This is a genomic window from Saccharothrix isguenensis (genome assembly GCF_052936305.1).
Genome location: NZ_CP193626.1, coordinates 5,895,776 through 5,920,565, shown reverse-complemented (window position 1 = coordinate 5,920,565; position 24,790 = coordinate 5,895,776). Strand labels below are relative to the sequence as shown.

15 protein-coding genes are annotated in these 24,790 nt (G+C 72.6%); 14 read left to right on the top strand and 1 reads right to left on the bottom strand.

Annotated features, from left to right (window positions below; translation table 11 throughout):
- Positions 1 to 151: 151 nt before the first annotated feature.
- The 4 genes from fmt to ACRAKI_RS26105 are packed head-to-tail and all read left to right on the top strand — an operon-like array spanning position 152 to position 5,591.
- Positions 152 to 1,081 (top strand): methionyl-tRNA formyltransferase, encoded by a 930-nt coding sequence (gene fmt / locus ACRAKI_RS26120; protein WP_447003153.1) that lies wholly within the window; start codon positions 152 to 154, stop codon positions 1,079 to 1,081.
- Entirely contained in the window at positions 1,078 to 2,508 is a 1,431-nt protein-coding gene (locus tag ACRAKI_RS26115; protein WP_447003152.1) for an RsmB/NOP family class I SAM-dependent RNA methyltransferase, read from the top strand. The genes fmt and ACRAKI_RS26115 overlap by 4 nt, the downstream gene beginning before the upstream one ends.
- Positions 2,505 to 3,065 (top strand): flavoprotein, encoded by a 561-nt coding sequence (locus ACRAKI_RS26110; protein ID WP_447003151.1) that lies wholly within the window; start codon positions 2,505 to 2,507, stop codon positions 3,063 to 3,065. Before ACRAKI_RS26115 ends, ACRAKI_RS26110 begins: the two co-directional genes overlap by 4 nt.
- Positions 3,066 to 3,101: 36 nt before the next feature.
- Positions 3,102 to 5,591: a LuxR C-terminal-related transcriptional regulator gene (locus tag ACRAKI_RS26105; RefSeq protein WP_447003150.1), complete on the top strand. Its 2,490-nt coding sequence runs from the start codon at positions 3,102 to 3,104 to the stop codon at positions 5,589 to 5,591.
- 66 nt (positions 5,592 to 5,657) lie between these two features.
- Here the strand turns inward: ACRAKI_RS26105 and ACRAKI_RS26100 are convergent, their stop codons facing one another.
- On the bottom strand, positions 5,658 to 6,290 hold the full coding sequence (locus ACRAKI_RS26100) for an SDR family NAD(P)-dependent oxidoreductase (RefSeq protein ID WP_447003149.1): 633 nt from the start codon (positions 6,288 to 6,290) through the stop codon (positions 5,658 to 5,660).
- A 195-nt stretch (positions 6,291 to 6,485) separates the two neighbouring features.
- Here ACRAKI_RS26100 and rpe point away from each other — a divergent pair, with 195 nt between their 5' ends.
- From rpe to ACRAKI_RS26050, 10 genes are all read left to right on the top strand, one after another.
- Positions 6,486 to 7,136, top strand: coding sequence for a ribulose-phosphate 3-epimerase (rpe, locus tag ACRAKI_RS26095; RefSeq protein WP_447008515.1), 651 nt, complete (start codon positions 6,486 to 6,488; stop codon positions 7,134 to 7,136).
- Positions 7,137 to 7,150: 14 nt separating this feature from the next.
- Positions 7,151 to 8,146, top strand: coding sequence for a bifunctional diaminohydroxyphosphoribosylaminopyrimidine deaminase/5-amino-6-(5-phosphoribosylamino)uracil reductase RibD (gene ribD / locus ACRAKI_RS26090; protein WP_447008514.1), 996 nt, complete (start codon positions 7,151 to 7,153; stop codon positions 8,144 to 8,146).
- A 9-nt stretch (positions 8,147 to 8,155) separates the two neighbouring features.
- Entirely contained in the window at positions 8,156 to 8,824 is a 669-nt protein-coding gene (locus tag ACRAKI_RS26085) for a riboflavin synthase (RefSeq protein ID WP_447003148.1), read from the top strand.
- Positions 8,821 to 10,089: a bifunctional 3,4-dihydroxy-2-butanone-4-phosphate synthase/GTP cyclohydrolase II gene (locus ACRAKI_RS26080; RefSeq protein ID WP_447003147.1), complete on the top strand. Its 1,269-nt coding sequence runs from the start codon at positions 8,821 to 8,823 to the stop codon at positions 10,087 to 10,089. Before ACRAKI_RS26085 ends, ACRAKI_RS26080 begins: the two co-directional genes overlap by 4 nt.
- Positions 10,086 to 10,610, top strand: coding sequence for a 6,7-dimethyl-8-ribityllumazine synthase (ribH, locus tag ACRAKI_RS26075; RefSeq protein ID WP_447003146.1), 525 nt, complete (start codon positions 10,086 to 10,088; stop codon positions 10,608 to 10,610). The genes ACRAKI_RS26080 and ribH overlap by 4 nt, the downstream gene beginning before the upstream one ends.
- 8 nt (positions 10,611 to 10,618) lie before the next feature.
- Entirely contained in the window at positions 10,619 to 11,056 is a 438-nt protein-coding gene (locus tag ACRAKI_RS26070) for a PH domain-containing protein (protein WP_447008513.1), read from the top strand.
- Between the two features lie 160 nt (positions 11,057 to 11,216).
- Complete coding sequence (locus ACRAKI_RS26065) at positions 11,217 to 12,554, top strand: M28 family peptidase (protein WP_447003145.1); 1,338 nt, start codon at positions 11,217 to 11,219, stop codon at positions 12,552 to 12,554.
- Between the two features lie 148 nt (positions 12,555 to 12,702).
- Positions 12,703 to 19,131 carry a putative adhesin gene (locus ACRAKI_RS26060; protein ID WP_447003144.1) on the top strand — a complete coding sequence of 2,143 codons (6,429 nt, stop codon included), beginning with the start codon at positions 12,703 to 12,705 and terminating at the stop codon, positions 19,129 to 19,131.
- A 12-nt stretch (positions 19,132 to 19,143) separates the two neighbouring features.
- Positions 19,144 to 19,830, top strand: a complete 687-nt coding sequence (locus ACRAKI_RS26055) for a DUF7919 family protein (RefSeq protein ID WP_447003143.1) — start codon at positions 19,144 to 19,146, stop codon at positions 19,828 to 19,830.
- A 97-nt stretch (positions 19,831 to 19,927) separates the two neighbouring features.
- Positions 19,928 to 24,778 (top strand): LamG-like jellyroll fold domain-containing protein, encoded by a 4,851-nt coding sequence (locus ACRAKI_RS26050; RefSeq protein ID WP_447003142.1) that lies wholly within the window; start codon positions 19,928 to 19,930, stop codon positions 24,776 to 24,778.
- Positions 24,779 to 24,790: the final 12 nt, after the last annotated feature.

Sequence of the window (24,790 nt, the reverse complement as noted above, 5' to 3'; positions counted from 1 at the left end):
GCACACGACGGCTCGCCCGCGAGCCGGCTCGGGGGCACTCTCCTAGACTTGCGGTCTGCGTATCCGCAGAAGATGCGAGGAGAGTGCGTGTTCGTCCAAGAAACCCGGCCGTCTCGACCAAGCCCCCACGTGCCGTTCGGAGGGGTCTGACATGCGCCTGGTCTTCGCGGGCACGCCCGAGGTCGCGCTCCCGTCGCTGAGGGTGCTGCTGGATTCCGACCGGCACGAGGTGGTGGCGGTCGTCACCAGGCCGGACGCGCCGGCCGGACGGGGCCGCCGGGTCGAGCGGTCCCCGGTCGCGGCGCTGGCGGACGAGCGCGGCATCGAGGTGCTGGCGCCGGCCAAGGCGGGCGACCCGGCGTTCCGGGCGCGGTTGGCCGAGCTGGAGCCCGACCTGTGCCCGGTGGTGGCGTACGGCGCGATGCTGCCCGAGTCCACGCTGGCGATCCCGGAGCACGGCTGGGTGAACCTGCACTTCTCGGTGCTGCCCGCGTGGCGCGGCGCGGCGCCCGTCCAGGCGGCCGTGCGGCACGGCGACGACATCACCGGCGCGACCACGTTCCGCATCGTCAAGGAGCTGGACGCGGGACCGGTGTACGGCGTGGTGACCGAGCAGGTGCGCGAGCGGGACACCGCGGGCGAACTGCTGGGCCGGCTCGCCGAGTCCGGCGCCAAGCTGTTGCTGTCCACTGTGGACGGCATCGCGGACGGCACGCTGCGGGCGGTGGAGCAGCCCGACCAGGGTGTGAGCTACGCGCCGAAGGTGAGCGTGGACGACGCCCGCCTGGACTTCGGCGCGCCCGCCGCCGCGCTCGACCGGGTGGCCCGCGCGGTCACGCCGGACCCGGGCGCGTGGGCGGAGTTCCGCGGTGAACGGATCAAGCTCGGCCCGGTGGTCCCGGTCGAGTCGGAGGAACCGCTCCCGCCCGGTGAGATCCGGGTGGAGCGCAAGCGCGTGCTCGTCGGCACGGCCACCGACCCGGTGGAGCTGGGCGACGTGCAGGCCCAGGGCAAGAAGCGGATGTCGGCGAACGACTGGGCGCGCGGCGCCCGGATCGAGGCGGGGGAGCGGATTTCATGACCCAGAGGTCTTCCCGGCCGTCCCGGCCGCAGCGGGCGCACCCGCCGCGCGGGCGCACCGGCACCCCGCCCCGTCCGCCGGTCGGCGACCCGGCGAGGCAGGCCGCGTTGGACACGCTGCGCGCCGTCCGCCAGCGGGACGCCTACGCGAACCTCGTGCTGCCCGGCATCCTGCGGGAACGCAAGATCACCGGCCGGGACGCGGCCCTCGCCACCGAGCTGACCTACGGCTCGCTGCGCGCGCAGGGCCTGCTGGACGCGGTGCTCACCGCGTGCGCCGACCGCCCGCTGTCCGAAGTGGACGGCGCGGTGCTCGACGCGCTGCGGCTGGGCGCCTACCAGCTGCTCCGCACCCGCATCCCGGCGCACGCCGCGGTCGCGTCCACGGTGGACCTGGTGCGCGCCGACCGAGGTTCGGGCGCGGCGGGCTTCGCCAACGCGGTGCTGCGCCGGGTCACCGGCCAGGACGAGGCGGGCTGGGTCGAGGAGGTCGCGCCGGACGAGGACACCGACCCGATCGGCTACCTGGCCATGGCCAACGCCCACCCGAGGTGGATCGCGCAGGCGTTCGCGGAGGCCCTGGGCAGCCGCGGCGAGCCGCTGCGCGACGCGCTGGCCGCCGACGACATGCGCCCTGCCGTGCACCTGGCCGCCCGGCCCGGTGAGTGCAGCGCCGAGGAGCTGGCCGCGATGACCGGCGGCGAGGTCGCGCCGTACTCGCCGTACGGGGTGCACCTGGACACCGGCTCGGGCGACCCGGGCGACCTGGACCCGGTGCGCGAGCGGCTGGCGACGGTGCAGGACGAGGGCAGCCAGCTGTGCGCGGTCGCGTTGACGCGGGTGCCGCTGGACGGTCCGGACGAGCGGTGGCTCGACCTGTGCGCCGGTCCCGGTGGCAAGGCCGTGATGCTGGGCGCGCTGGCGGCGCTGTCCGGCGCGTCGCTGGACGCGGTGGAGAAGGCGCCGCACCGGGCGGACCTGATCCGCAAGGCGGCGGGTGGCGTGCCGATGACCGTGCACGTGGCGGATGGCCGTGAGTCCGGCCTGCCCGAGGGGTCGTTCGACCGGGTGCTGGTGGACGCGCCGTGCACCGGGCTGGGCGCGCTGCGGCGGCGGCCGGAGGCGCGGTGGCGTCGGCAGCCGTCGGACGTGGCGCCGCTGGCCCGGTTGCAGCGCGAACTGCTGACCGCGGCGTTGACGCTGGTCAGGCCGGGTGGCGTGGTGGCGTACGTGGTGTGCACGCCGCACCTGTCCGAGACGGTGGGCGTGGTCGGCGACGTGGCCCGCCGCACCGGCGCGGACTGGCTGGACGCCCGCGAGCACTTCCCCGGCATGCCGGACCTGGGCGACGGCCCGCAGGTGCAGCTGTGGCCGCACAAGCACGGCACGGACGCGATGTTCTGCGCCCTGCTCCAGCGGCCCGCGTGACGGGTGGGGGCGCGACCGGCCCGAGCACCGGCCCGGTGCTCGGACTGGTCGCCTCCGCGGCGGGCGGGGTGGAGCGGTGGCTGGTGGACGGCCTGGCCCGGCCGTTGGCCGGGCGGGGCTGGCGGCTGGCCGTCACGCTGACCCCGACCGTCGCCCGCTGGCTGGAGCCGCAGGCCGCGGCGCTCGCCGACACCACCGACCTGCCGGTGCGCTCGACGTCGCGGCTGCCGACCGAGCCGAAACCGCACCCGGTGCCGGACGCGGTGGTGTTCGCGCCCGCGACGGCGAATTCACTGGCCAAACTCGCCCTCGGGATAGGCGACAACCAGGCGCTGACCGTGTTGTGCGAGGCATTGGGCCGACGCACCCCGATGGTGGTGCTGCCGCAGCTGTCCGACGACCAGGCCGCGCACCCCGCCTTCCAGGGCCACCTGGCCGTGCTGCGCTCCGCCGGGGTCGTGCTCGCGGCGGATCCCGAGTCGGTGCGAGGGGAACTGGATCGGGTTGCGCCATTCGCCACGTTCCGGGAAAGCGGCGGGAACGGCGCGCGCGGCTGAATTGACAGTCAGTCGAGATGCGTAGCAGTCTGGATTGTGTCGAAATTGTACGGCCGGGATTGTGAATGGGCTTCGGTTCTCCGCTTCCTGTCCGCACCGGGTGGCCTGCTGGCCATCGACGCGCCGCCGTGCTCCGGCAAATCGCTCCTGCTGCACGAGGCGACCGGCGCCGCCCGCGACCTCGGTTACGCCGTCGTCCTCGTCCGCGGTGAGCACCTGGCCGCGTCCACCGACGTGGCGCGCGCGCTGGACCGCGCCGACACCCGCACGCTGATCGCGGTCGACCAGGCGCACCGGGACCCGGCCGCCCTGCTCGCCCTGCTGCCCCGGCTGAGGGAACCGCGGATCACCGCGCTGCTCGCGTTGACCAGCGCCAGCGCCGGTCCCGCAGTGCGGCACGCCCTGACCGACCACGGCTGCGTGCTGCCGCTCGGCCCGGTCGGCGACGACGTGATCGGCCTGATGACCACGACCATGCTGGCCGCCACCCCGCACCCCGACCTGGCCTCGTTGGTCGCCACGGCGGGCGGCGACCCGCACCTGGCAGCCGAGCTGATCACCGGGCTGCGCGAAGAAGGCCGGCTGGAGGTGGACGGCGGCGTGGCCCGGCTGCGCGGCGGCCGGCTGCCGCGCCGGGTGAGCGGGCTGGTGCGCGGGCGGGTCGACGTGCTGTCCGCCGACGCGATCCGGGTGCTGCGGGCCGCTGCCGCGACCGGCCGGGTGATCCCGCTGCACGAGGTGGCCGCGAGGACGGGCGACGCCGCGGACGCGTTGTGCCCGGTGGTGGAGGAAGTGCTGGCTTGCGGGTTGGTGGTGCGAGCCGGCGAAGGCCTGGAGTTCGCCTCCGACCTGGTGTGGCGGGCCGTGGCCGAGTCGGTGGCCGAGTCGATGCCGGACTCGACGCCGCACTCGGCGCCGGACTCGGTGCGGCCCGCCCTGCGGCACGACACGGCCGTTGCGCACGGGACGTCCGACGACGCGCCGGCGGAGGACCGGGGCACGGACGCCGTGCGCGAAGTCCGCACGTCGGCCGCGAACGGCAGGCTCGGCGCCGCCATCGCGCTGGCCCGGGAGAGCCTGGCGCAGGGCGTGCCCGCGGGCGCCGGCGCCGAGCTGCACGTCGTGCTGGGCGGCATCCTGCTGGCCGACGGGCGGCCCGCCGACGCGGCGGCCGAGATGGAGCACGCGGAGACCGCGGAGGGCGCGCCCGAGCCGCTGCGGCGGCTGGCCTCGGCGGGGCGCCTGCTGTCGCTGTACTTCGCCACCGGCGGCCCGGCGGGCGCGCGGGCCATGACGGTGCTGACCGCGCGGGAGCGGGAGCGCAGCGACGCCGACGTGGTGATGGCCGCGACCGTCCACTCGTGCCTGGAGTGGAGCGCCGGGAACCTCGCCGAAGCCCTGTACTGGGGCCGCGAGTCGACCCGGTGGGGAGTGGACCGGCCCACCGCGTGGTGGCAGTCGCAGGCCGCCGTGTCGTTCGCGGTCAAGCTGTCGGCGCTGGGCGAGTTCGATCAGGCCGAACGCCTGGTCCGCGACGACGTCCCCGGCGACGATGACGAGGCGGTGACGACCGGCGCGCCCACGGCCAGGACCATCGCCCGCGCCAGGGTGCTCACCCAGGCCGGGAAGCTGGCCTCGGCGTCGGTCGCGGCGGACGACGGCCTGTCGACCGCCCGCGACCGAGGCCTGCGCATCCTGGTGCCGTTCGCGTCGACCGTGCTGGCGACGGTGGCGTTGCAGCGGGGCGCGGTAACGGCGGCGGCCGAGCACGTGCGCCGCTACCGGGCCGACCTCGCGGCGGGTGAGGCGGTGCTGCACTCCGGCCAGTACGACTGGGTCGAGCTGCTGCTGGCGCACGCCGAGGGCGGACCGGGCCGGGTCGCCGCACTGGCCCGTGAACGGATGGCCGACGTCGCCGCCGCCCGCCGGATGCTCGTCGACGAGCCGGGCGCCGCGCCGTGGCTGGTGCGCCAGGCGTCGGCGGTCGGCGACCTCGACCTGGCCGGCGACGTCGTCGGCACGGCCGAGCGGCTGGCCGGCGACAACCCCGGTTTCCCGGCGGTGTCCGTCGCCGCCGGCCACGCGCGGGCGTTGCTGGAGGGCGACGCGGACGGGCTGCTGGCGGCGGGTGGCCGGCACCGCCACCCGTGGGCCAGGGCGAACGCCAACGAGGACCTGGCCGCGCTGCTCGCCGACGCCGGGGACGCCGAAGGCGCGGCGGCGCACACCGAGCGGGCGTTGCGGATCTTCGAGCGGATGGGCGCGGACGGCGAGGCGGCCCGGCTGCGCGGGTGGCCCGACGCGACCGGCGCCGAGTGGCGGCGGTTGTCCGAGCCGGAGCGGGACATCGCCCGGCTCGTCGGCGCCGGGATGACCAACCGTCAGGTGGCCAAGCAGCTGTACCTGTCCCCGCACACGGTCAACTACCACCTGCGCGGCATCTTCAAGAAGCTCGGCATCAGCTCGCGGGTGGAGCTGGCGAGGTGGGCGCACGAGCAGGAGACCGCCGGGACCTCGACGACCTGATCCGCCCGTGCGCCTCCAGGAACCGACGCCGTCCGTCCACACCGGCCTCGACGGCGTTCGGTCGGCTCAGGCCCCGATGGCGCTCGACACCGTGTCCGAGATCAGAAACCGGACCTCGTCGGCCACCCCCAGCACGTCCGCCGGGGCGACCACCGAGCAGTGCACCCCGTGCGCCGCGACCTCCAGGGCCAGGCACTCGATGTACGCCACCGCCGCCGCCCGCGACGCCGCGTACGCCGCGAGGCCGGACCGGGGCGCCGACGGCACCTGCGCGGGCACCATCGCGATCGTCCCGCGACCCCGCTTGACCATCCGCGACGCCACCGCGCGGGAGACGTTGAACACGCCGTCCACGTTGACCGCGAAGCTGTGCGCCCAATCCTCGTCGGTGACCGACAGCGCCGGACCCGGGCGCACCGCGCCCGCCGTGGTCACCAGCGCGTCGATCGGGCCGAACTCCCGTTCGACCTGGTCGACCAACGCGTCGACGGCGGCGCTCGACGTCACGTCGATTTGCCGCCCGGCGATCCGCAGACCCTCGCCGTGCAGCCGTTCCACCAGGCCCGAGAGCCCGGCCCCGTCGCTGTCCACGGCCGCCACCAGCGCTCCTTGCGCGGCCAGCGACTCGACCAGTGCCACGCCGAGCGGCGTGCAGGCCCCGGTGACCAGTGCGATCTTGTGTCGGAAATCGGTGTTCATCCCCAGTGCTCCCGGTTGCTGCCCCCGGGCCGAACGTAATGGCCACCACACCGTTAGGGGAACTACTTGGGTGAGTAGTCGGAGAAGACCAGGTGGAAGGCGCGGACCGGGACGGGCCGGGGAGGCGGGACGAGCCCTCCGGCGGGTCCGCGCGAACGCGGAAGCCTAGACTCACCAGCCGTGGTCCACCAGCCGATGATCGCACCGAGCATCCTGTCCGCCGATTTCGCCCGACTCGCCGACGAGGCCGCCGCCGTGGCGACCGCGGACTGGCTGCACGTGGACGTCATGGACGCGCATTTCGTGCCGAACCTGACCCTCGGCCTGCCGGTGGTGAAATCGCTGCGCAAGGCGACGGACATCCCGCTGGACTGCCACCTGATGATCGACGACCCGGACCGCTGGGCGGTCGGGTACGCGGAGGCCGGCGCGTACAACGTGACCGTGCACGTCGAGGCGGCGAAAGACCCGGTGCGGCTGGCGAAGGACCTGCGTGCGGCGGGCGCGAAGGCCGGCCTGTCGCTCAAGCCCGGCACCACGCTGGAGTCCTGCGTGGACGTGCTCAAGCACTACGACACGCTGCTGATCATGTCGGTGGAGCCGGGCTTCGGCGGCCAGTCGTTCATGGCCGAGGTGCTGGACAAGGTCCGCGCCGCGCGCCGCATGGTCGACACCGGCCACCTCAAGCTCGTGATCGAGATCGACGGCGGCATCAACGCCGACACCATCGAACAGGCCGCCGAAGCGGGCGTGGACTGCTTCGTGGCCGGGTCCGCCGTCTACGACGCCGCGGACCCCGGCGCGGCCCTGGAGCGGCTGCGCGCGCAGGCGACGCGCGCCCGGTGAACCCCGACGAGGCGATGGCGCTGGCCGTCGCGGCGAGCGAGCGGGTCCGGGGCACCACCAGCCCGAACCCTCCGGTCGGCTGCGTGGTCCTGGACGCGGACGGAGTCCTCGCCGGCGAGGGCGCGACCCGGCCGCCGGGCGGGCCGCACGCCGAGATCGTCGCGCTCGGCCAGGCCGGTGCACGAGCCCGCGGCGGAACGGCGATCGTGACGCTGGAGCCGTGCGCCCACCACGGCCGCACCCCGCCGTGCACGCAGGCGCTGCTCGACGCGGGCGTGGCACGCGTGGTGCACGCCGTCGCGGACCCGAACCCGAAGGCGGCCGGGGGAGCGGACGTGCTGCGCGCCGCCGGTGTGCGGGTCGAGTCCGGTGTGCTCGCCGCCGACGTCGAACGCGGCCCGCTGCGCGCCTGGCTGCACTACGCCCGCACCGGCCGCCCGCACGTCACGTGGAAGTACGCCGCGAGCCTCGACGGCCGGGTCGCCGCCGCCGACGGGACCAGCCGCTGGATCAGTTCAGAGGAGTCCCGCGCCGAGGTGCACGACTTCCGCACCAAGGTCGACGCGATCGTGGTCGGCACCGGCACGGTCCGGGCCGACGACCCCAGGCTGACCGCGCGCGGCCCCCGTCGCGGGCACGACGTGGTCCGCCAGCCGTTGCGGGTGGTCGTGGGCGTCGGCGACCTGCCGCCGGGCGCACGCGTCCTGGACGACGAGGCGGAGACCTTGCACCTGCGCACGCACGACGCGGACGTGGTCCTCCGCGCACTGGCCGCACGAGGCGTGGTCGACGTGCTGCTGGAGGGCGGGCCTACGCTGGCGGGTGCGTTCGCCGGAGCGCGCCGCATCGACCGGGTGCTCGCGTACCTCGCGCCGAAGTTCCTGGGCGCGGGTCCGCCAGCCCTGGGGGACGCGGGGGTGTCGACCGTCACCGACGCGGTGGCTTTGGTCGTGGAGCAGGTAAGCATGTGCGGGCCGGACGTGCGGGTTTCCGCAGTCCCCGCGCGTTGAGGAGGAACGGTGTTCACCGGGATCGTCGAGGAGTTGGGTGAGGTCGTCGCGGTAGCCGACCTGCCGGACGCGGCCCGCGTCACCATCGCGGGCCCGCTGGTGACGAGCGACGCGAAGCACGGCGATTCGATAGCGGTCAACGGCGTGTGCCTCACGGTGGTGGACGTCGCGGACGGCGTGTTCACCGCGGACGTGATGCGCGAGACGCTGACCCGCAGCAGCCTGGCGAAGGTCGCCGAGGGCGAGCAGGTCAACCTGGAGCGCGCCGCCGCCGTCGGCCAGCGCCTGGGCGGCCACATCGTGCAGGGCCACGTGGACGGCACCGGCGTGGTGCTGGCCCGCGAGAAGGCCGAGCACTGGGAGATCGTCCACATCGGACTGCCGCCGAACCTGGCCCGGTACGTGGTGGAGAAGGGCTCGATCACCGTGGACGGCGTCTCGCTGACCGTGGTGTCGGTGTCGGACGCCGGCGGAGCCGGCAACGAGACGACTGCCCGGTCCGGTCACGAGTTCTCGGTCAGCCTCATCCCCACCACGCTGGAGCTCACCACCCTCGGCCGGCGCCTGCCGGGCGACCACGTCAACCTGGAGGTGGACGTGCTCGCGAAGTACGTCGAGCGGCTCGCAGCGCCTCACCTCCAGGGCACCCACCTGCGTGCCGCCGAGGAGGCCCGGTGAACGACTTCGCCGACATCGAGAGGGCCATCGCGGACATCGCCGCGGGCAGGCCCATCGTGGTCGTGGACGACGAGGACCGCGAGAACGAGGGCGACCTGATCTTCGCCGCGGAGAAGGCCACGCCGGAGCTGGTGGCGTTCACCATGGCCGAGTGCCGCGGCCTGCTGTGCACCCCGATGGAGCCCGAGGCGCTGGACCGGCTGGGCATCGACCTGATGGTCGGGAACAACACCGAGCGGATGGGCACGGCGTTCACTGTGTCGGTCGACGCCCGTGAAGGCGTCACCACCGGCATCTCCGCCGCCGACCGCGCGCGCACCATCCGGCTGCTCGCCGACCCCGCGACGACCTCGCAGGACGTGGTCCGCCCGGGGCACGTGTTCCCGCTGCGCGCCAAGGAAGGCGGCGTGCTGCGGCGCGCGGGCCACACCGAGGCGGCGGTGGACCTGGCCCGGATGGCGGGCCTGCGCCCGGCCGGCGCGATCTGCGAGATCGCCAACGCCGACGGCACCATGGCCCGGCGCGACGACCTGGAGCTGTTCGTCCGCAAGCACGACCTGGTGCTGATCACCATCGCCGACCTGATCGCCTACCGGCGGCGGAGGGAAACCCAGGTGGCGCGGGTCGCCGAGGCGCGCATCCCGACCGCGCACGGCACGTTCACCGCGGTCGGCTACGACAGCAAGCTCGACGGCATCGAGCACATCGCGATGGTCTACGGCGACATCGGCGACGGCGAGGACGTGCTGGTCCGGGTGCACTCCGAGTGCCTCACCGGCGACGTGTTCGGCTCGCTGCGCTGCGACTGCGGCCCGCAGCTGGACGCGGCGCTGGCGGCGGTCGCGGCGCAGGGACGCGGCGTCGTGCTCTACATGCGCGGCCACGAGGGTCGCGGCATCGGCCTGATGCACAAGCTGCAGGCGTACCAGTTGCAGGACGGCGGCGCGGACACCGTGGACGCGAACCTGGGCCTCGGCCTGCCCGCGGACGCCCGCGACTACGGCACCGGCGCGCAGATCCTGTGCTCGCTCGGCATCAAGTCGATGCGGCTGCTGACGAACAACCCGGCCAAGCGGGTGGGGCTGGAGGGCTACGGGCTCACGGTGCTGGACCGGGTGCCGCTGCCGATCTCGCCCAACCCGGAGAACCTGCAGTACCTGCGCACCAAGCGCGACCGGATGGGGCACGAGCTGCACCAGCTGGAGCAGTACGAGGCGCTGGGGCAGGGCGGCGCGGTGGTGTCGAGCACGGAGGGAGCGGAATGAGCGGCGAGGGGCGGCCGGAGGTCGCCGTGCCGGACGCGGCGGGGCTGACGGTGGCCGTGGTGGCCACCCGCTGGCACACCAGGATCACCGACAACCTGGTCGAGCGGGCATTGGCCGCCGCCGCGAAGGCCGGTGTCGTGTCGCCGACGGTGGTGCGGGTGCCGGGCGCGGTGGAACTGCCGGTGGTGGCCCAGGAACTGGCCCGGACGCACGACGCCGTGGTGGCGTTGGGGGTCGTGATCCGGGGCGGCACACCGCACTTCGAGTACGTGTGCGACGCGGTGACCGCCGGGCTGACCAGGGTGGCGCTGGACTCGGCGACGCCCGTCGGCAACGGCGTGCTGACCACGAACGACGAGGAGCAGGCGTTGGCGCGTGCCGGGTTCCCGGACTCGTCCGAGGACAAGGGCTTCGAGGCTTGCGCGGCGGCGTTGGACACGGCGCTCGTGCTGCGCGGGCTCCGGTCGGGCTCCTTGCACCCGGGCTCCTCGCAGCCGGGGTCGCCGCGGGTGGGGTCGTGAGGGCCGCGATGACCGCCGAAGCCGTCGAGTTCCGCCCGAAGAGGATCCGGTGGGTCGCCGGGACCAGCGCGGTGTTCCTGGTCGCCGTGTTCACGGTGGTCGGCCTGCTGCTGGGCGACACGCCGACCGGCGTGATCTTCCGGACGTCCGACCAGGTCGCCATGGTGTTGCTGGGCGTGCTGCTGGCGTGCGGCATCCTGCTGCTGACCCGGCCGCGCGTCCGTGCCGACGCCGAGGGCGTCGAGGTGCGCAACGTGGCGACCGTGCACCGGTTCGCGTGGGCGGACGTCCTGCACGTCTCGTTCCCGGACGGCGCCTCCTGGGCCCGCCTGGAACTACCCGACGACGAGTACGTGTCGATCATGGCGGTCCAGGCCGTCGACCGCGACCACGCCGTGGCCGCCGTGCGTGCCCTCCGGGAACTCCACCGAGCGGCCACCCGCTGACCCGAACGCTCCCGCGCCGGGCCTTAGCCGGTGCGGGGGCGTTGGCGTAAGCGCTGATCGTCGTGGTGCCGTTGGCGGATGGCTGTCCGCCAACGGCACTCTTGTAGGGGTGCCGGCCTCTCCTTAGGTTCGTGTGATCTACGAGCTTGGGGGTCCGGACATGCGCAGACGTTCACTCCTCACCGGTGCCGCGGCAGTGGCGGGAGCGGTCACGGTCGGCCTGAACCCGGCGGCGCGGGCGCAGCGGCCCGGCGCGTCGGACGTGCCCGACCTGGCCCTCGGCGACTACCCCGTGGTGGGGCGCGTGCGGTCGCGCAAGGCGATGGAGCACCTGCGGGCGCTCAGCGAGGGGATCGGCCAGCGCATCGGCGGCACCGAGTCCGAGCACCGGGCCCGCGACTACCTCGCGTCGGTGCTGCGCGGCCTCCGGTACGACGTGACGCTCCAGCCGTTCACCGTGCCGGACAAGTACCTGTCCACGCTGACCGTCGGGTCGGACACCTGGAACGCCGCCGCGTCGCGCTTCGGCGCGCTCGGCGCCACCGCCACCGGACCCGTGGTGGACCTGGACAACGGCGCGACGCTGCCCGAGGACCTGACCGGGAAGGTCGCGCTGCTGGTGAACCTGCCGACCGGCTCGACCGCGGTGCTGGACGCGGTGCGGCTGGGCGCGGCGGCCGTGCTGGTGGGCCGGGTGTCCGTCCCGCCGGCGGGCAAGACGGGCGCGTTCTCGCCCGCGTTGACCGCGAACGTCGCCGTGCCGGTGCTGGGCGTCGCGCAGGTGCACGTGGAGCGGCTGCGGGCGGCCGGCGCCGTCACGGTGACCGTGTCCACCACCCACCTCGCGGGCCTGACCTCGTACAACGTCATCGCCGACCGGCCTGCGACGTTCCCCGGCCAGGACGACGGCGTGGTCATGGTGACCGCGCACTACGACAGCGTCCCCGGCTCGCCCGGCGCGAACGACGACGGCAGCGGCACGGTCCTGACCCTCGAACTGGCCCGCGTGCTGCGCCACCTCCCGACGCACAAGGCGCTGCGGTTCGCGCTGTGGGGCTCGGAGGAACAGGGCCTGCTCGGCTCCCGCTACTACGTCAACCAGCTGTCCGACGCCGAGGCCGCGCGCATCGCGGGCGTGTTCCAGAACGACATGGTCGCCACCAGCCACGGCCCCGCGTCCGCCTACTGGCTCCTGTCCGTGGACGGCGGTGACAACGCCACCACCGCGCAGGTGGCCGCAGCCGCCACCCGACTCGGCTACGGCGCCCAGGTCCACGGCCCCGTGCCGCGCGGCAGCAGCGACCACGTGCCGTTCCACGAGCGCGGAATCGCCGCCGCGAACTTCAGCTGGCGCGGCGAGGGCGGTCCCCACCAGCTCGAACCGCTCTACCACACGCCCGAGGACACGATCGCCCAGAACGTGAGCCCGGACCGCCTCCAGATCTCGCTGGAACTCATCGGCGCCGCCGCTTACCACCTTGCCCGCATGCGAGCGTGACCATCACCTGATTCTCCCTTGAAAGGCCTGCTCAGCCGCCATCGCGGTGCGACTGCGACGAATGGCGTCTTCCGCGCCACAAGATTCCCTGGCTACCTTTCGCGGGCCCGCTCTCAGGTGGGTCACAGGTTTCTTGGGGGGAATCGCCTTGTCACGCACCGAGCGGTGGTCCCGCGCGCCCTTTTCCCGGCGGATCACCGCCGTGGGCGTCGCGATCGTGCTGTCCGCGTCCGTGTTGGCCGCCACGCCCGCTCTCGCCGATCCGGTGAGAGCGCCGGCGGTGCCGCCGACGAAGGTCGTGGAGACCTCCGAACACCGCTTGGAGCGGGTCGCGGCGCCGTCGATGCCCCAGAGCGCGCCGTCCACCGCGACCACCTGGCCCTCGGCGGGCGAGGCCGAGGTCGCGGTGGCCGCCGCGACGCCGCCGGTGACCTCGCGCGACGCCGACGCCCGGCTGGCCGCGGGGGGCACCCGTGCCGGTGGGCTGCCGGTGCAGGTGGCCGCCCGCGGCAAGCGTGACGCCACGAAGGTGCGGGTCCGGGTGGCGGACCAGGCCGCCGCCCAGCGCGCGGGTGTCACCGGCGTGCTGCTGTCGGTGACACCCGACCGCTCGGGCGACGGGCCGTTGACCGTCGGCGTCGACTACTCGACGTTCCGCGACGCGGTCGGCGCGGGGTTCGGGTCACGGCTGCGCCTGGTCGAACTGCCCGCCTGCGCGCTGACCACGCCGGAACGGGACGAGTGCCGCGTCCGCACCCCGCTGCCGTCCACCAACGACGGGGCCAAGCAGGTGGTCACGGCCGACGTCACATCGGCCGCCTCGGTGTTGGCCGCGGTCGCCGACTCGGGCGGCGCGGGCGGTCAGTTCGCGGCGAGCTCGCTCGCCCCGTCCGGCAGCTGGTCGGTCACCGGCAACACCGGCGCGTTCACCTGGTCGTACCCGATCGAGCTGCCGCCCGCCTCGGCCGGTTCCGCGATCGAGCCCAAGGTCACGCTGGGCTACAACTCGGCCGCCGTCGACGGCCGCACCGCCGCGACCAACAACCAGTCGTCGTGGATCGGCCAGGGCTGGGACTACGAGCCGGGCTTCATCGAACGCACCTACCGCGCGTGCGCCGACGACAAGGACCTGCCTGCGGCCAGTCAGACCGGCGACCTCTGCTGGGCCGGCCCGGTGTTGACGATGAGCCTCGGCGGCCAGACCGCCGCGCTGGTGTGGGACGAGGGCAAGAAGACCTGGCGCTCGGCGAACGACAACGGCGCGCGCGTGGAGAAGCTGTCGAACGCGGTCAACGGCGCGCGCGACGGTGAGCACTGGAAGGTCACTACCACCGACGGCGTCCAGTACTTCTTCGGGCTCAACCGCCTGCCGGGCCACACGAACCAGGAGCAGACGAACTCGGCGTGGACGGCGCCCGTGTACGGACCGCGCGCCGGCGACCCCTGCCACAACCCGGCGGGTTTCGCGCAGTCGTCGTGCACGCAGGCCTGGCGCTGGAACCTGGACTACGTCGAGGACCCGCACGGCAACGCGACCGCCTACTACTACAGCCCCGAGACCAACCACTACGGCGCGAACAAGGGCACCACGGGCGTGGCCTACACGCGCGGCGGCACGCTCAAGCGCATCGATTACGGCCTCCGCAGGACCAACAACAGCGTGTACGGCGCGGTCGTGCCCGGTCAGGTCGTCTTCGGGGTAGCCGAGCGCTGCACGCCGTCCGGCGCGATCACGTGCGACCCGGCGCAGTTCACCGCCGCGAACGCCAGCCACTGGCCCGACACCCCGCAGGACCAGCAGTGCCTCGCGGGCAAGCCGTGCGACAACCACGCCCCGACGTTCTGGTCGACCAAGCGGCTGACGAACATCACCACGCAGTACAACACCGGCGCGGGGCCGGTGAAGGTCGACACCTACGACCTGGCGCAACAGTTCCCCACGGCCGCCGACAAGGAGCTGTGGCTCGACTCGATCACCCGCACCGGGCACCAGGGCACCACGTCGATCGCGGTGCCGCCGATCAAGTTCACCGGCCAGGTGTACGCCAACCGGGTCAGCGGTTACAACAACCAGCCCGCGATGGCCCACTGGCGGCTGACCAACATCACCACCGACACCGGCTCGGTCATCTCGGTCACCTACAGCACGCCGGACTGCGCCGTCGGCTCGATGCCGAACGACAACGACCTGGCCGACAACGGCAAGCGCTGCTACCCGGTGTGGTGGACGCTGCCGCTGAACCGCGACCCGATCCTCGACTACTTCCACAAGTACGTCATCACGCGGGTCGAGGTGCAGGACGCGAACGCATTGGCCCCCAAGCAGGTCACCGACTACAACTACGTCGGCGCGCCCGCGTGGCACTACGACGACAACGAGGTCGTCAAGCCGAAGTACCGCACCTACGGCCAGTTCCGCGGCTACGCCGAGGTCGAAACCCGCACCGGCGACACGGCGCACACCATCGACGGCGTGCCGGACGCGAGGACCTTGGTGCACACCAAGTACTTCCGCGGCATGGACGGCGACACGCTGCCCAACGGTGGGCGCCGCTCGGTGTCGGTGAGCAGTTCCCTCGGCGACTCCGTCGTGGACGACAACGTGTTCGCGGGCTCGGTCCGCGAGACGCAGATGTTCAACGGCGACGGAGGACCCCGCGTCTCGGCCGCGATCAACGACCCGGTCAAGGTGGCCACCACCGCCACCCGCAACCGCACAGGCCTGCCCCCGCTCACCGCGAACGTGGTCAAGACCGGTCGGGAGCGCAAGATCACCGACCTGGCCGCGGGCGGCACGCGGATGACGTCGACCACTAACCGATACGACGACCTGGGTCGGTTGGTCGCCAAGACCGACTCCGGCGACGGTGTGGCCGACGTCTGCGTCCACACCCAGTACGCCGACAACACCACGTCGTGGGTCCGTGACAGGGCCAAGCAGGTCACCACCTCCACCGAGGCGTGCCCGACAGGCGACCCGACCGCCACGAAGATCGTCGCCGCCGTACGCACCTACTACGACGGCTCCGCCGACCTCGGCGTCGTCACCGGCCCCGGCAACGCGACCCGCATCGACACCGCGACCGCGAACCAGAGCGGGACGCTGGTCTTCGAGACGACCGGCAAATCGACGTTCGACGCCTCCGGCCGCTCCCTGACCACCACCAACGCCCGCGGGTACAGCTCCACCGTCGCGTACACGCCGCCCGACGGCGGTGTGCTCGCCAAGGTGGTCACCACGAACGCCAAGGCGCACAAGGAGACCGTCGAGGTCGAGCCCGCCCGGGGCAACACGACCACGATGATCGACGTTGCGGGCCGGCGCACCGACGCCGACTACGACGCGCTCGGCCGGCTGGTCGCGGCGTGGAAGCCGGGGCGGATCAAGGGCAGCACCCCCGCGTCCTCGTTGCACGAGTACGTGTTGCGCGCCGACGGGCCGCTGGCCATCACGAGCAAGGCGCTGGTCGACTACGGCACGGGCACCAACTACGTCACCTCGGTCGAGCTGCGCGACTCGTTCGGCCAGCTCCGGCAGACCCAGACCGATGCCACCGACGGTGGACGGCTGGTCAAGGACGTGTTCTACGACTCGCTCGGTCGCGAGCGGGTGACCAACAACCGCTACCTGACCACGGGCACCCCTTCGACGTCGCTGGTGTCGGTGGCCGCGAGCGCGGTCGACGACCGCACGGTCACCACGTACGACGGTGTCGGCCGGCCGGTGCTGTCCGAGGCGTACAAGGGACTGACGAAGACCTGGGCGACGCGCACGGTCTACGGCGGCGACCGGGTGACCGAGATCCCGCCCAAGGGCGCCGTCACCACCACGGCAGTCACCGACATCCGTGGCCGCACCGTGGAGCTGCACCGCTACAGCACGCCGCCGACGGTGAACGGCAGCGTCGTGTCGGGCGGGCAGCACGACACGACGCGGTACCACTTCACCGACATCGGGTTGGCGGAAAAGCTGACGGACCCGGCAGGCAACACCTGGACCTACGGCTTCGATTTCCTCGGTCGTCGGACCAGGCAGACCGATCCGGACTCCGGCACCACCTCCACGACCTACGACCTGACCGGTTTGGTCACGTCCACCACGGACGCGCGCGGGCAGGTGCTCGCCTTCACCTACGACGAACTCGGCCGCAAGACCGGTGAGTTCGAGGGATCCACCGCGGGCAGGAAGCTCGCGTCGTGGGTGTGGGACGGTGCGCAGGGCGGCGTGGGCAAGCTCTTCTACTCGACCCGGCACACGCCGACCGGCAACTGGGTGTCAGGGGTGAGCCTCTACAACGGCCTGGGGCTGCCGAGCAGTTTGATCACCCAGGTGCCGGCCGGTGAGACCGGTCTGGCGGGCAACTACACGACGCTGATGGGCTACACCAGCACGGGTCAGCTCTCGACGTTCCAGCCGGCGTCCGGTGGCGGCCTGCCCGGCGAGGTCATCGGCATCACCAACGACAAGTTCGGCAAACCGGTCACCACGCAGGGCTACAACGCCTACGTCAGCGCGTCGAAGTACACGCCGTACGGGGAGAACTCCCAGTTCACGATGGGACCGTCGACCAGCTCGGCGTGGCTGAGCTACGACTACGACGCCCAGACCCGCAGGCTCACCAACGTCAACCTGTCGGCGCAGAAGGCGTTCCCGCAGATCGACGACACCCGCTACAGCCACGACGCGGCGGGGAACATCACGAGGTCGGTCAACACGCAGGGGCAGCCGGACTCGGCGCCGGTGCGCACCCAGTGCTTCACCTACGACGCGTTCAGCCGTCTGTCACAGGCGTGGACGGCGACCGACAGCTGCGCCGCCGCGCCGTCGAACACGCAGGGGAGCGCCAACGTCGGCGGTCCGACCGCGTACTGGACGTCGTGGACGTTCAAGCCAGGCGGGCTGCGGGAGAGCGAGACCCGGCACGCGCTGCCAGGCGCGACCGGCGGTGACACCACCACGACGTACGACTACCCGACCAGCGGGAGCGCCCAGCCGCACGCGCTGGCGAGCACGACGACCACCGGACCGGGTGGCACGACCATCTCGACGTTCGGCTACGACGCGTCCGGCAACACCACCACGCGGGAAGTCCCGTCGGGGGCGCAAGAGCTCAAGTGGGACCGCAACAACCGCCTGGAGTCCGTCAAGACGCCCAGGGGCACCACGAGCTACTTGTACGACGCGGACGGCGCCCAGCTCGTCCGGAGCGATCCCGGCAAGGTGACGCTGTACCTGCCCGGCCAGGAGTTGAGCCGCGACACGAACACCGGAACCGTCACCGGCACCCGCTATTACAGCCACAACGGGGTCGTCGTCGCGTTGCGGGTCGGCAACACCAACCCGCAGTACGTGGTGTCCGACCAGCACGGCACCTCCACGGTCGTGGTCGACTCGGTGACGTTCGCCGTCGTCCGGCGCGTGATGGACCCGTACGGCAACCAGATCGGCGCGGTCGAGAACGGGCCTTGGCCGGACTCGCGGGGCTTCCTGGGCAAACCGGTCAGCGCGGACACCGGCCTGACCGACATCGGCGCGCGCAAGTACGACAGCGCCACCGGCAGGTTCATCTCGGTGGACCCGATCCTCGACCCGAGCAACCCCGACCAGCTCTGCGGCTACAGCTACGCGGAGAACAACCCGATCACCCGCAGCGACCCGTCCGGGATGCTCACCATCATCGGCGTCGGCGAGGGCGGCATCGCCGAGGCGCTGGGGACCGCGCACGACATCCAGGTGACCGCGAAGCGCCGCTACCAGCAGGCGCACATCTTCATCCAGTGGGGCTACGTCAAGGTTTGGGTGCCGTGGTTCATCGGGCCGCAGATCCCGATCTACATCCCCGCGGTGCTGATCACCATCTGGTTCACCTGGATGCCGAACTGCGTCCCGCCCAAGCCCAAGGGGCCCTCGGTCGGACCGGACCCGCTGACGCGCGCCGAGCGGGCCGCCTACAACAAGGCGCACCCGCCGCCCAGGCCCACGCCCGCGCAGAAGCCGATGCGCGAGCAGATCCGCGACCTGCTGGTCGGCCTGACCGGCGCCGACAAGATCGTCAACTGCCTGCGCGAGGGCGCGGTCGGCGACTGCATCATGGGCTTCGGCCCGTTGGTGGCCGGCCCGCTGGCCAAGGGCGTGGTGAGCGTTGCGACGCGTGGCGCCTCGCGCGGCGGCGGGTCCGTGGCCATCTCGAACGCGGCCGGGCACAGCACGGCGAAGAAGGTCGAGCTGGGCGGCAGGCCGGACAACCAGACCGTCTTCGCGGGCCACGGCGTCCTGAGGCCGGGCGCGGGCGAGGTGACCGTCCCCGAGGGCACGTCGATCGCCATGTACGTCCACGAGGGGGAACGGATCAAGGACAGCGCCGGGCTCGCCGTCGAGCTGGGCACCGGCGGCGTGCCGGTCGAGGTGTTCGGCCCCGGCATGCGTGTGCCGAATTACACACTCGGTCCCTCGCGGGGTGACCTGGTCCTGGCGAGCGGTTCGTACACAGTGGGCAGGTCCACGCCGCTCAGCGAGCTGCTCATCCCGGACATGGGTATGACGCACTGGGCCGCGTGCCGTGAGTTCATCTGCTGAGGAGCTGTCGACGTGGCCGTTTTCGAAGACCTGACGCCGTACTCCTACCTCCGGGAGGAGGGCGACCCGCCCACCCTGCTCAACGTCGGGTGGCTGGGCCGCGGGTCGCGGTTCGGAGTGGGAGAGCCCGAGCCGGGACTGGTCGCGGCGTTGCTGGCGCTCGCGGTGTTCCGGCCGGTCAACACCACCAGGGGCTTCCACCTGTGCGAGTTCTGCGACCCGCAGCCCGGCGACGATCCCGAGCCGCTGGTCGTGCCGTTCGAAGCCGCGGAGCGGGGGGAGGTGATGCTCGGCGGCGCGGAGGTGCGCGTGCAGGGGCCGGACGGGGCCGTCTACGCCGCACCGACCCTGATCGCGCACTACGTCGACCGGCACGGCTACCGGCCGCCCGCCGAGTTCACCCGGGCAGCGCTCGACCTCGCGTCGGCCGACGAACGCGCCTGGGCCGAAACCAAGCGCACGCTGCCGATCGCCACTCCGGTCCGCGGCGTGGTCGCCGGCCGGTACCTGTCGGGCCTGGAGATCACGCTCACCGCAGGGCCGGATGTCGCGGCCTTCATCCCTACCGACTCCTACCGCCCCGGCGGCGCAGTCGTGGAGCCGGTGGCCTTTCCGGCCGTCGGCACGCCGGTCGAGGCTGTCGTGATCGAGCACGCCGAGCGGGGCCGCAGGGTCATCCTCCGGGTCGGGCCCGCATAGACCCACGGGTGTCGAGGACGTTCAACGGAAAGCCGAGCGACCAGAACCCCACTTGTCAACCACATGTCGTTCATCCGCTTTCCCAGGGGGCTTTTCCGTGGAACGGACACCTCGCGCGGCGATCTGCCGCGCGATCCTCACGCTGGTCGTCGCCGCATCCGTGCTGGTACCCGCCGCACCGGCGGCTGCGGCTCCGGAGCCGCCGGCTCCGGAGCCCGCGGCTGCGGCCGAGCAGGTCCAAGGACCCGCCACGCCCGCCGAGCGCACCGCGCTCGACGAGGCGAGAGAGACCGGTAGACAGGTGGTCGTGCCCGAGCACACCACCGAGACGCGGGAGGTGCTGGCCAACCCGGAGGGCACGTTCACCCTGCGCACGTACGCCGCACCGCAGCGGGTGAAGCGGGACGGTGCGTGGACGCCGGTCGACACGTCGTTGCGCGCCAACCCGGACGGCACGCTCTCGCCCGCCGCCGCGCTGGTGGACGTGGCGTTCTCCGGCGGCGGCACCGGGCCGGTGATCAGCCTGCGCGAGGGCGACGCCCGGGTCTCGCTGAGCTGGCCGACCGCCTTGCCCGCGCCCGTCGTGGACGGCGCGAAGGCCACCTACCCGGAGGTGTTCCCCGGCGTCGACCTGGTGGTCGCGGCGAGCGTCGTCGGCTACTCGCACGTGCTCGTGGTGCGCGACGCGAAGGCGGCGGCCAACCCCGCCCTGCTGGACATCGTGCTCACCGCCGAGACGCAGGGCCTGACGCTGGACGTGGGCGAAGGCGTGCTGAACGCCCGTGACGCCAAGGGCGCACTCGTGTTCGCGGGCTCCACCCCCGTGATGTGGGACGGCTCCCGGCAGGACGAGAAGGCCCCCGCGCCGACCGCCACCGACCCCGGCGGGGCCAAGGTCACCAAGGTCGGCCTGACGGCCCGCAAGGCCGCGCGGTCGGAGGTGAAGGAGCTGCGCGTCCAGCCGGACCGCGCCGCGCTCACCGGTCCCGGCGTGACCTACCCGGTCTACATCGACCCCGGCATGGCCGGCGGGCAGCAGGCGTGGGCCGAGGTCACCGCCAACGGCTACAAGTACTGGAACGCCGCCATGGACGCCCAAGTGGGCCGCTGCTACAACCGCGAGGGCCACTGCGGCTCGCTCACCCTCGCCCGCTCCTACTTCCGGCTTGACACCGCGCCGCTCCAGAAGCGCAACGGCTACACCGCGGTGGTGTTCTCCGCCGAGATGTGGTTCACCCAGGTCTGGGGCGCGCACCTGTGCGTCGCCGAACCGGTGTCGCTGTACTCGTCGGGCTACTTCGACAGCGGCATCACGTGGTCCAACCAGCCGCTGGGCACCGGCACGCTGTCGAACGCGCTGGACACCAGGAGTTCGGGCGCGGGCACCCAGTGCTCGGGCCCGGGTGGCGTGAGGTTCAACGCGGCGGCCGTGAAGAACTACGCGCAGACCAGCGCGAACAACAACTGGGGCAGCGTCCACGTCGCGCTGGCCGCGCCCAACGAGGGCAACGACTACCAGTGGAAGAAGTTCGCCACCAGCGGCACCGCCGCGCCGCACTTCGACGTGGTGTTCAGCTTCCCGCCCGGCCCGGCGTCGGTGCACGGCGTGTCCAACGCAGTGGCCTGCACGGGCCTGGCGATCACCCCGGACGCCCGGCCGACGCTGTACGGCACCGCGTCGGACAACAACAGCCCGCCGCTCAACGTCGCCTTGGCCTTCGAGGTGTGGGACAGCGACGGCATCGCGCTGAAGGCCAGTGGCACCACGTCCGGCGCGTCAGGCGTGCGGCAGGGGTGGGCTCCGGCCAACGCGCTCCCCGACGGTGACTACGCCTACCGGATCGCGGTCCACAACGTGTTCCCCGGCGACCCCGCCAAGAACCTGTGGAACGGCACCTGGTCGCCGTGGCACTGGTTCCGCGTCAAGGCCACAGCTCCCGCCACCGCCCCTCGGATCGTCTCGTCGGTCGACTACCCGGCGAACTACTGGGGCGCGCCGAAGGGGGAGCTGGGCGCGATCGCGGTCGACTCCGGCGGCACCACCGGACTGGCGGGCTTCACCTACACGTTCTCCGGTTCCGGGACCGAGCCGGTGCCGAACACCACGACGTGCGACTACACACCGGCCGGGTACACGGCCAACGGCAACTTCGCGCCGGCGAGCGCGGACGGTCCGACCTGGCTGCCCATCCCGCACGGGCTGAGCGTCGGGTACCACACCATGCACGTGCGTGGCTTCGACCACGCGCACAACCTGTCCCCTGAGTCGTCCGCGCACGTCTTCTACGTCGCGCCCAACACCGGACAGGCCGCGATCCGCTACGAGGCCGAGGACCTGCCGCACTCGCAGCCGACCGGGCAGAACAAGCCGCTGGTGCGGCAGGACCAGTGCTGCAACCTGACCTGGTCCGGGAACCGGCAGTTGGAGATGTCGAGCGACGCCGCCGGGCAGTCGTTCACGGTCTCCTTCACCGTGGCGACCGAGGCCGACTACCAGGTGTCGATCGGCATGACCAAGTCCGCCGACTACGGACAGGCCGCGTTCAGCCTGGACGGGCAGCCCATCGGACGGCGCAACCCGGCCGCCGCGGTCGGCCCGATCGAGGGGTACAACCCGGAGCCGATCAACGCGTTGACCAACCTGGGCATCAGGCGGCTGACCGCGGGCACGCACACGTTCAAGGTCACCGTCACCGGCACGCACCCGAGCACGGTCGGGCTGCGCTACAAGGCGGGCCTCGACCACATCACGATCGCGCACACCACCCGCTACGAGGCCGAGCTGCCCGCGCAGGTGACGCCGTCGCAGCCCACCGGGCAGGGCGTGCCGCTCACCGTCGAGCAGCAGGCCGGCGGCAACGGCCCGTTCTCCGAGGGGGCGCACCTGCTGTTCGGCGCGACGGTGCAGAACAAGTCGTTCGACCTGGTGTTCACCGTGCGCGACGAGGCCGACTACGCGCTCGGAATCGCGTTGAGCAAGCGGGCGGACCGGGGCAAACTGCGGATCGCGGTGGACGGCGTGCCCTTGCGGCGCACCGACACCGCACCGTGGGACGGGTACCAGGCCACCGATGGACAGGTGGCGTACCTGCCGTTGGGCGGCGCGCACCTCAAGGCCGGTCAGCACCGGCTCACCATCACGGTCGTCGGCAAGAACGACGGCTCGTCCGGGTACACGGCGGGCGTCGACTACCTGACCGCGGTCGCGATCAACGGCGTCACGGCGGCGAGCTTCACCGACGCGATGAACAACCGGGGTTTCGGCACCGACGGCACCACGGCCGCGAGCCTGGACTTCAACGGCCAGTCGCTGTCGAGCACCGCGTTGGCGGCGGCCGGCCTCCAGCCGGGCACGAAGGTCACCCATGGCCGGGCCACGTTCACCATTCCGACCGCCAACCCGGTCACCGGCAACGACAACGTCGTGGCCATGGGGCAGACCATCCCGCTGCCCGCCGAGCACCGGGTGAAGGCGACCGCGATCGGCCTGCTGGCCATCAGCACGTGCGGTGACACCGAGCCCACCACGGCCACGGTGACCTACACCGACGGCACGACGTCCAACCCGGTCGTGCCGGGCGTGCCGGACTGGATCAGCGGCTCACAGCCGGCAGCCGCCGCCACGCTGTCCCACTGGCTCGGCGGCACGACGCCCGACACGACGAAGAAGCCGAAGACGTACGCGGTGTTCGCACCGGTCGACCCGACCAAGACCCTCGCGTCGATCACCCTGCCCAACACCGGCACCGCGTTCATGAGCAACACCTGCGGTCCGGCACCCGCGCTGCACGTGCTGTCGATCGCCCCTGCCCCGGTGGCGGCCGGGTGGCTCGGCGCGTGGGCCGCGCCGATCGACCAGACGCAGGACAAGAGCAGCCCGGCCGGCCAGACGTTCCGGATGGTCGTGCGGCCCTCCGAGCAGGGGCAGACCATGCGGATCCGGCTGTCCAACACGGGGGCGACGGTGCCCGCGACCATCCTGCGCACCACGGTGGCCGCGCAATCCGGCATCGCCGCCGCGGCGATGGCCACGCCGACGGCGGTCCTGTTCAACGGCAGCGCGAGCGTCACCATCCCGGCGGGCGGCGATGTCTTCAGCGACCCCGTCGCGTTCCCCAGCACGGCGGGAGGTTCGGGCAACCTGGTGGTCAGCGTCGCGCTGCCGCCGTCTGCGCCCCAGGTGGCGACCAACGTCACCGGGAACAACATGGCGTTCGACGCGCCCGGTGACGTGACCGGCAACGTGGACGGCGTCCCGTACGGCGACCAGTGGGCGTCGATCTACGGCAACTCCTACTACCTGAGCGGCATCGAGATCAGCTCCACCGACCCGACCCACGGCACGGTGGCGGTGCTGAGCGACGACTGGTTCTCCTACGGCGACCGCTACCCGGAGTGGTCGCCGGTGTGGACCGACTTCCTGTCGTCCGCGCTCGGCGACCGGCTGCCCGGCAGCATCACCCACGTCGGCTACCCGGGGGCGGACGAGGCCGCCCGGTCCAGGGAGCGGTTCGTGCTCGCGGAGCCGAGTGTGCGCACGGTGATCGTCAACATGAACCAGGTCGGCACCAATGACACACCGGCCTCGGTGCGGCAGCGCCTGGAGAAGCTGATGGCCGCCAACAGCCCGTTGGGCCTGCGCAAGTTCTCCCGCACCGACGGCACGCCGCTGTCGGTCGTGCTCACCACCATCCCGCCGAAGGGGTTGAGCGCGACCGACCCCACGGAGGTGCTGCGCAAGCAGGTCAACGACCTGATCCGGGCGAGCTACATCGACCTCGGCGCGGACCAGTTCGTCGACTTCGACGCGGCGGTGCGCGACCCGGCCGCGCCGGAGAAGGCGCAAGCCGGACTGCTGGACGGCACCCAGCCCAACGAGGCGTTCGAGCAGCGGCTGGCGCAGGCAGTGGTGGAGGCGGTGGACGGCTTCCCGCCGCTCACCCTCTGAGCCCTCGGCGGA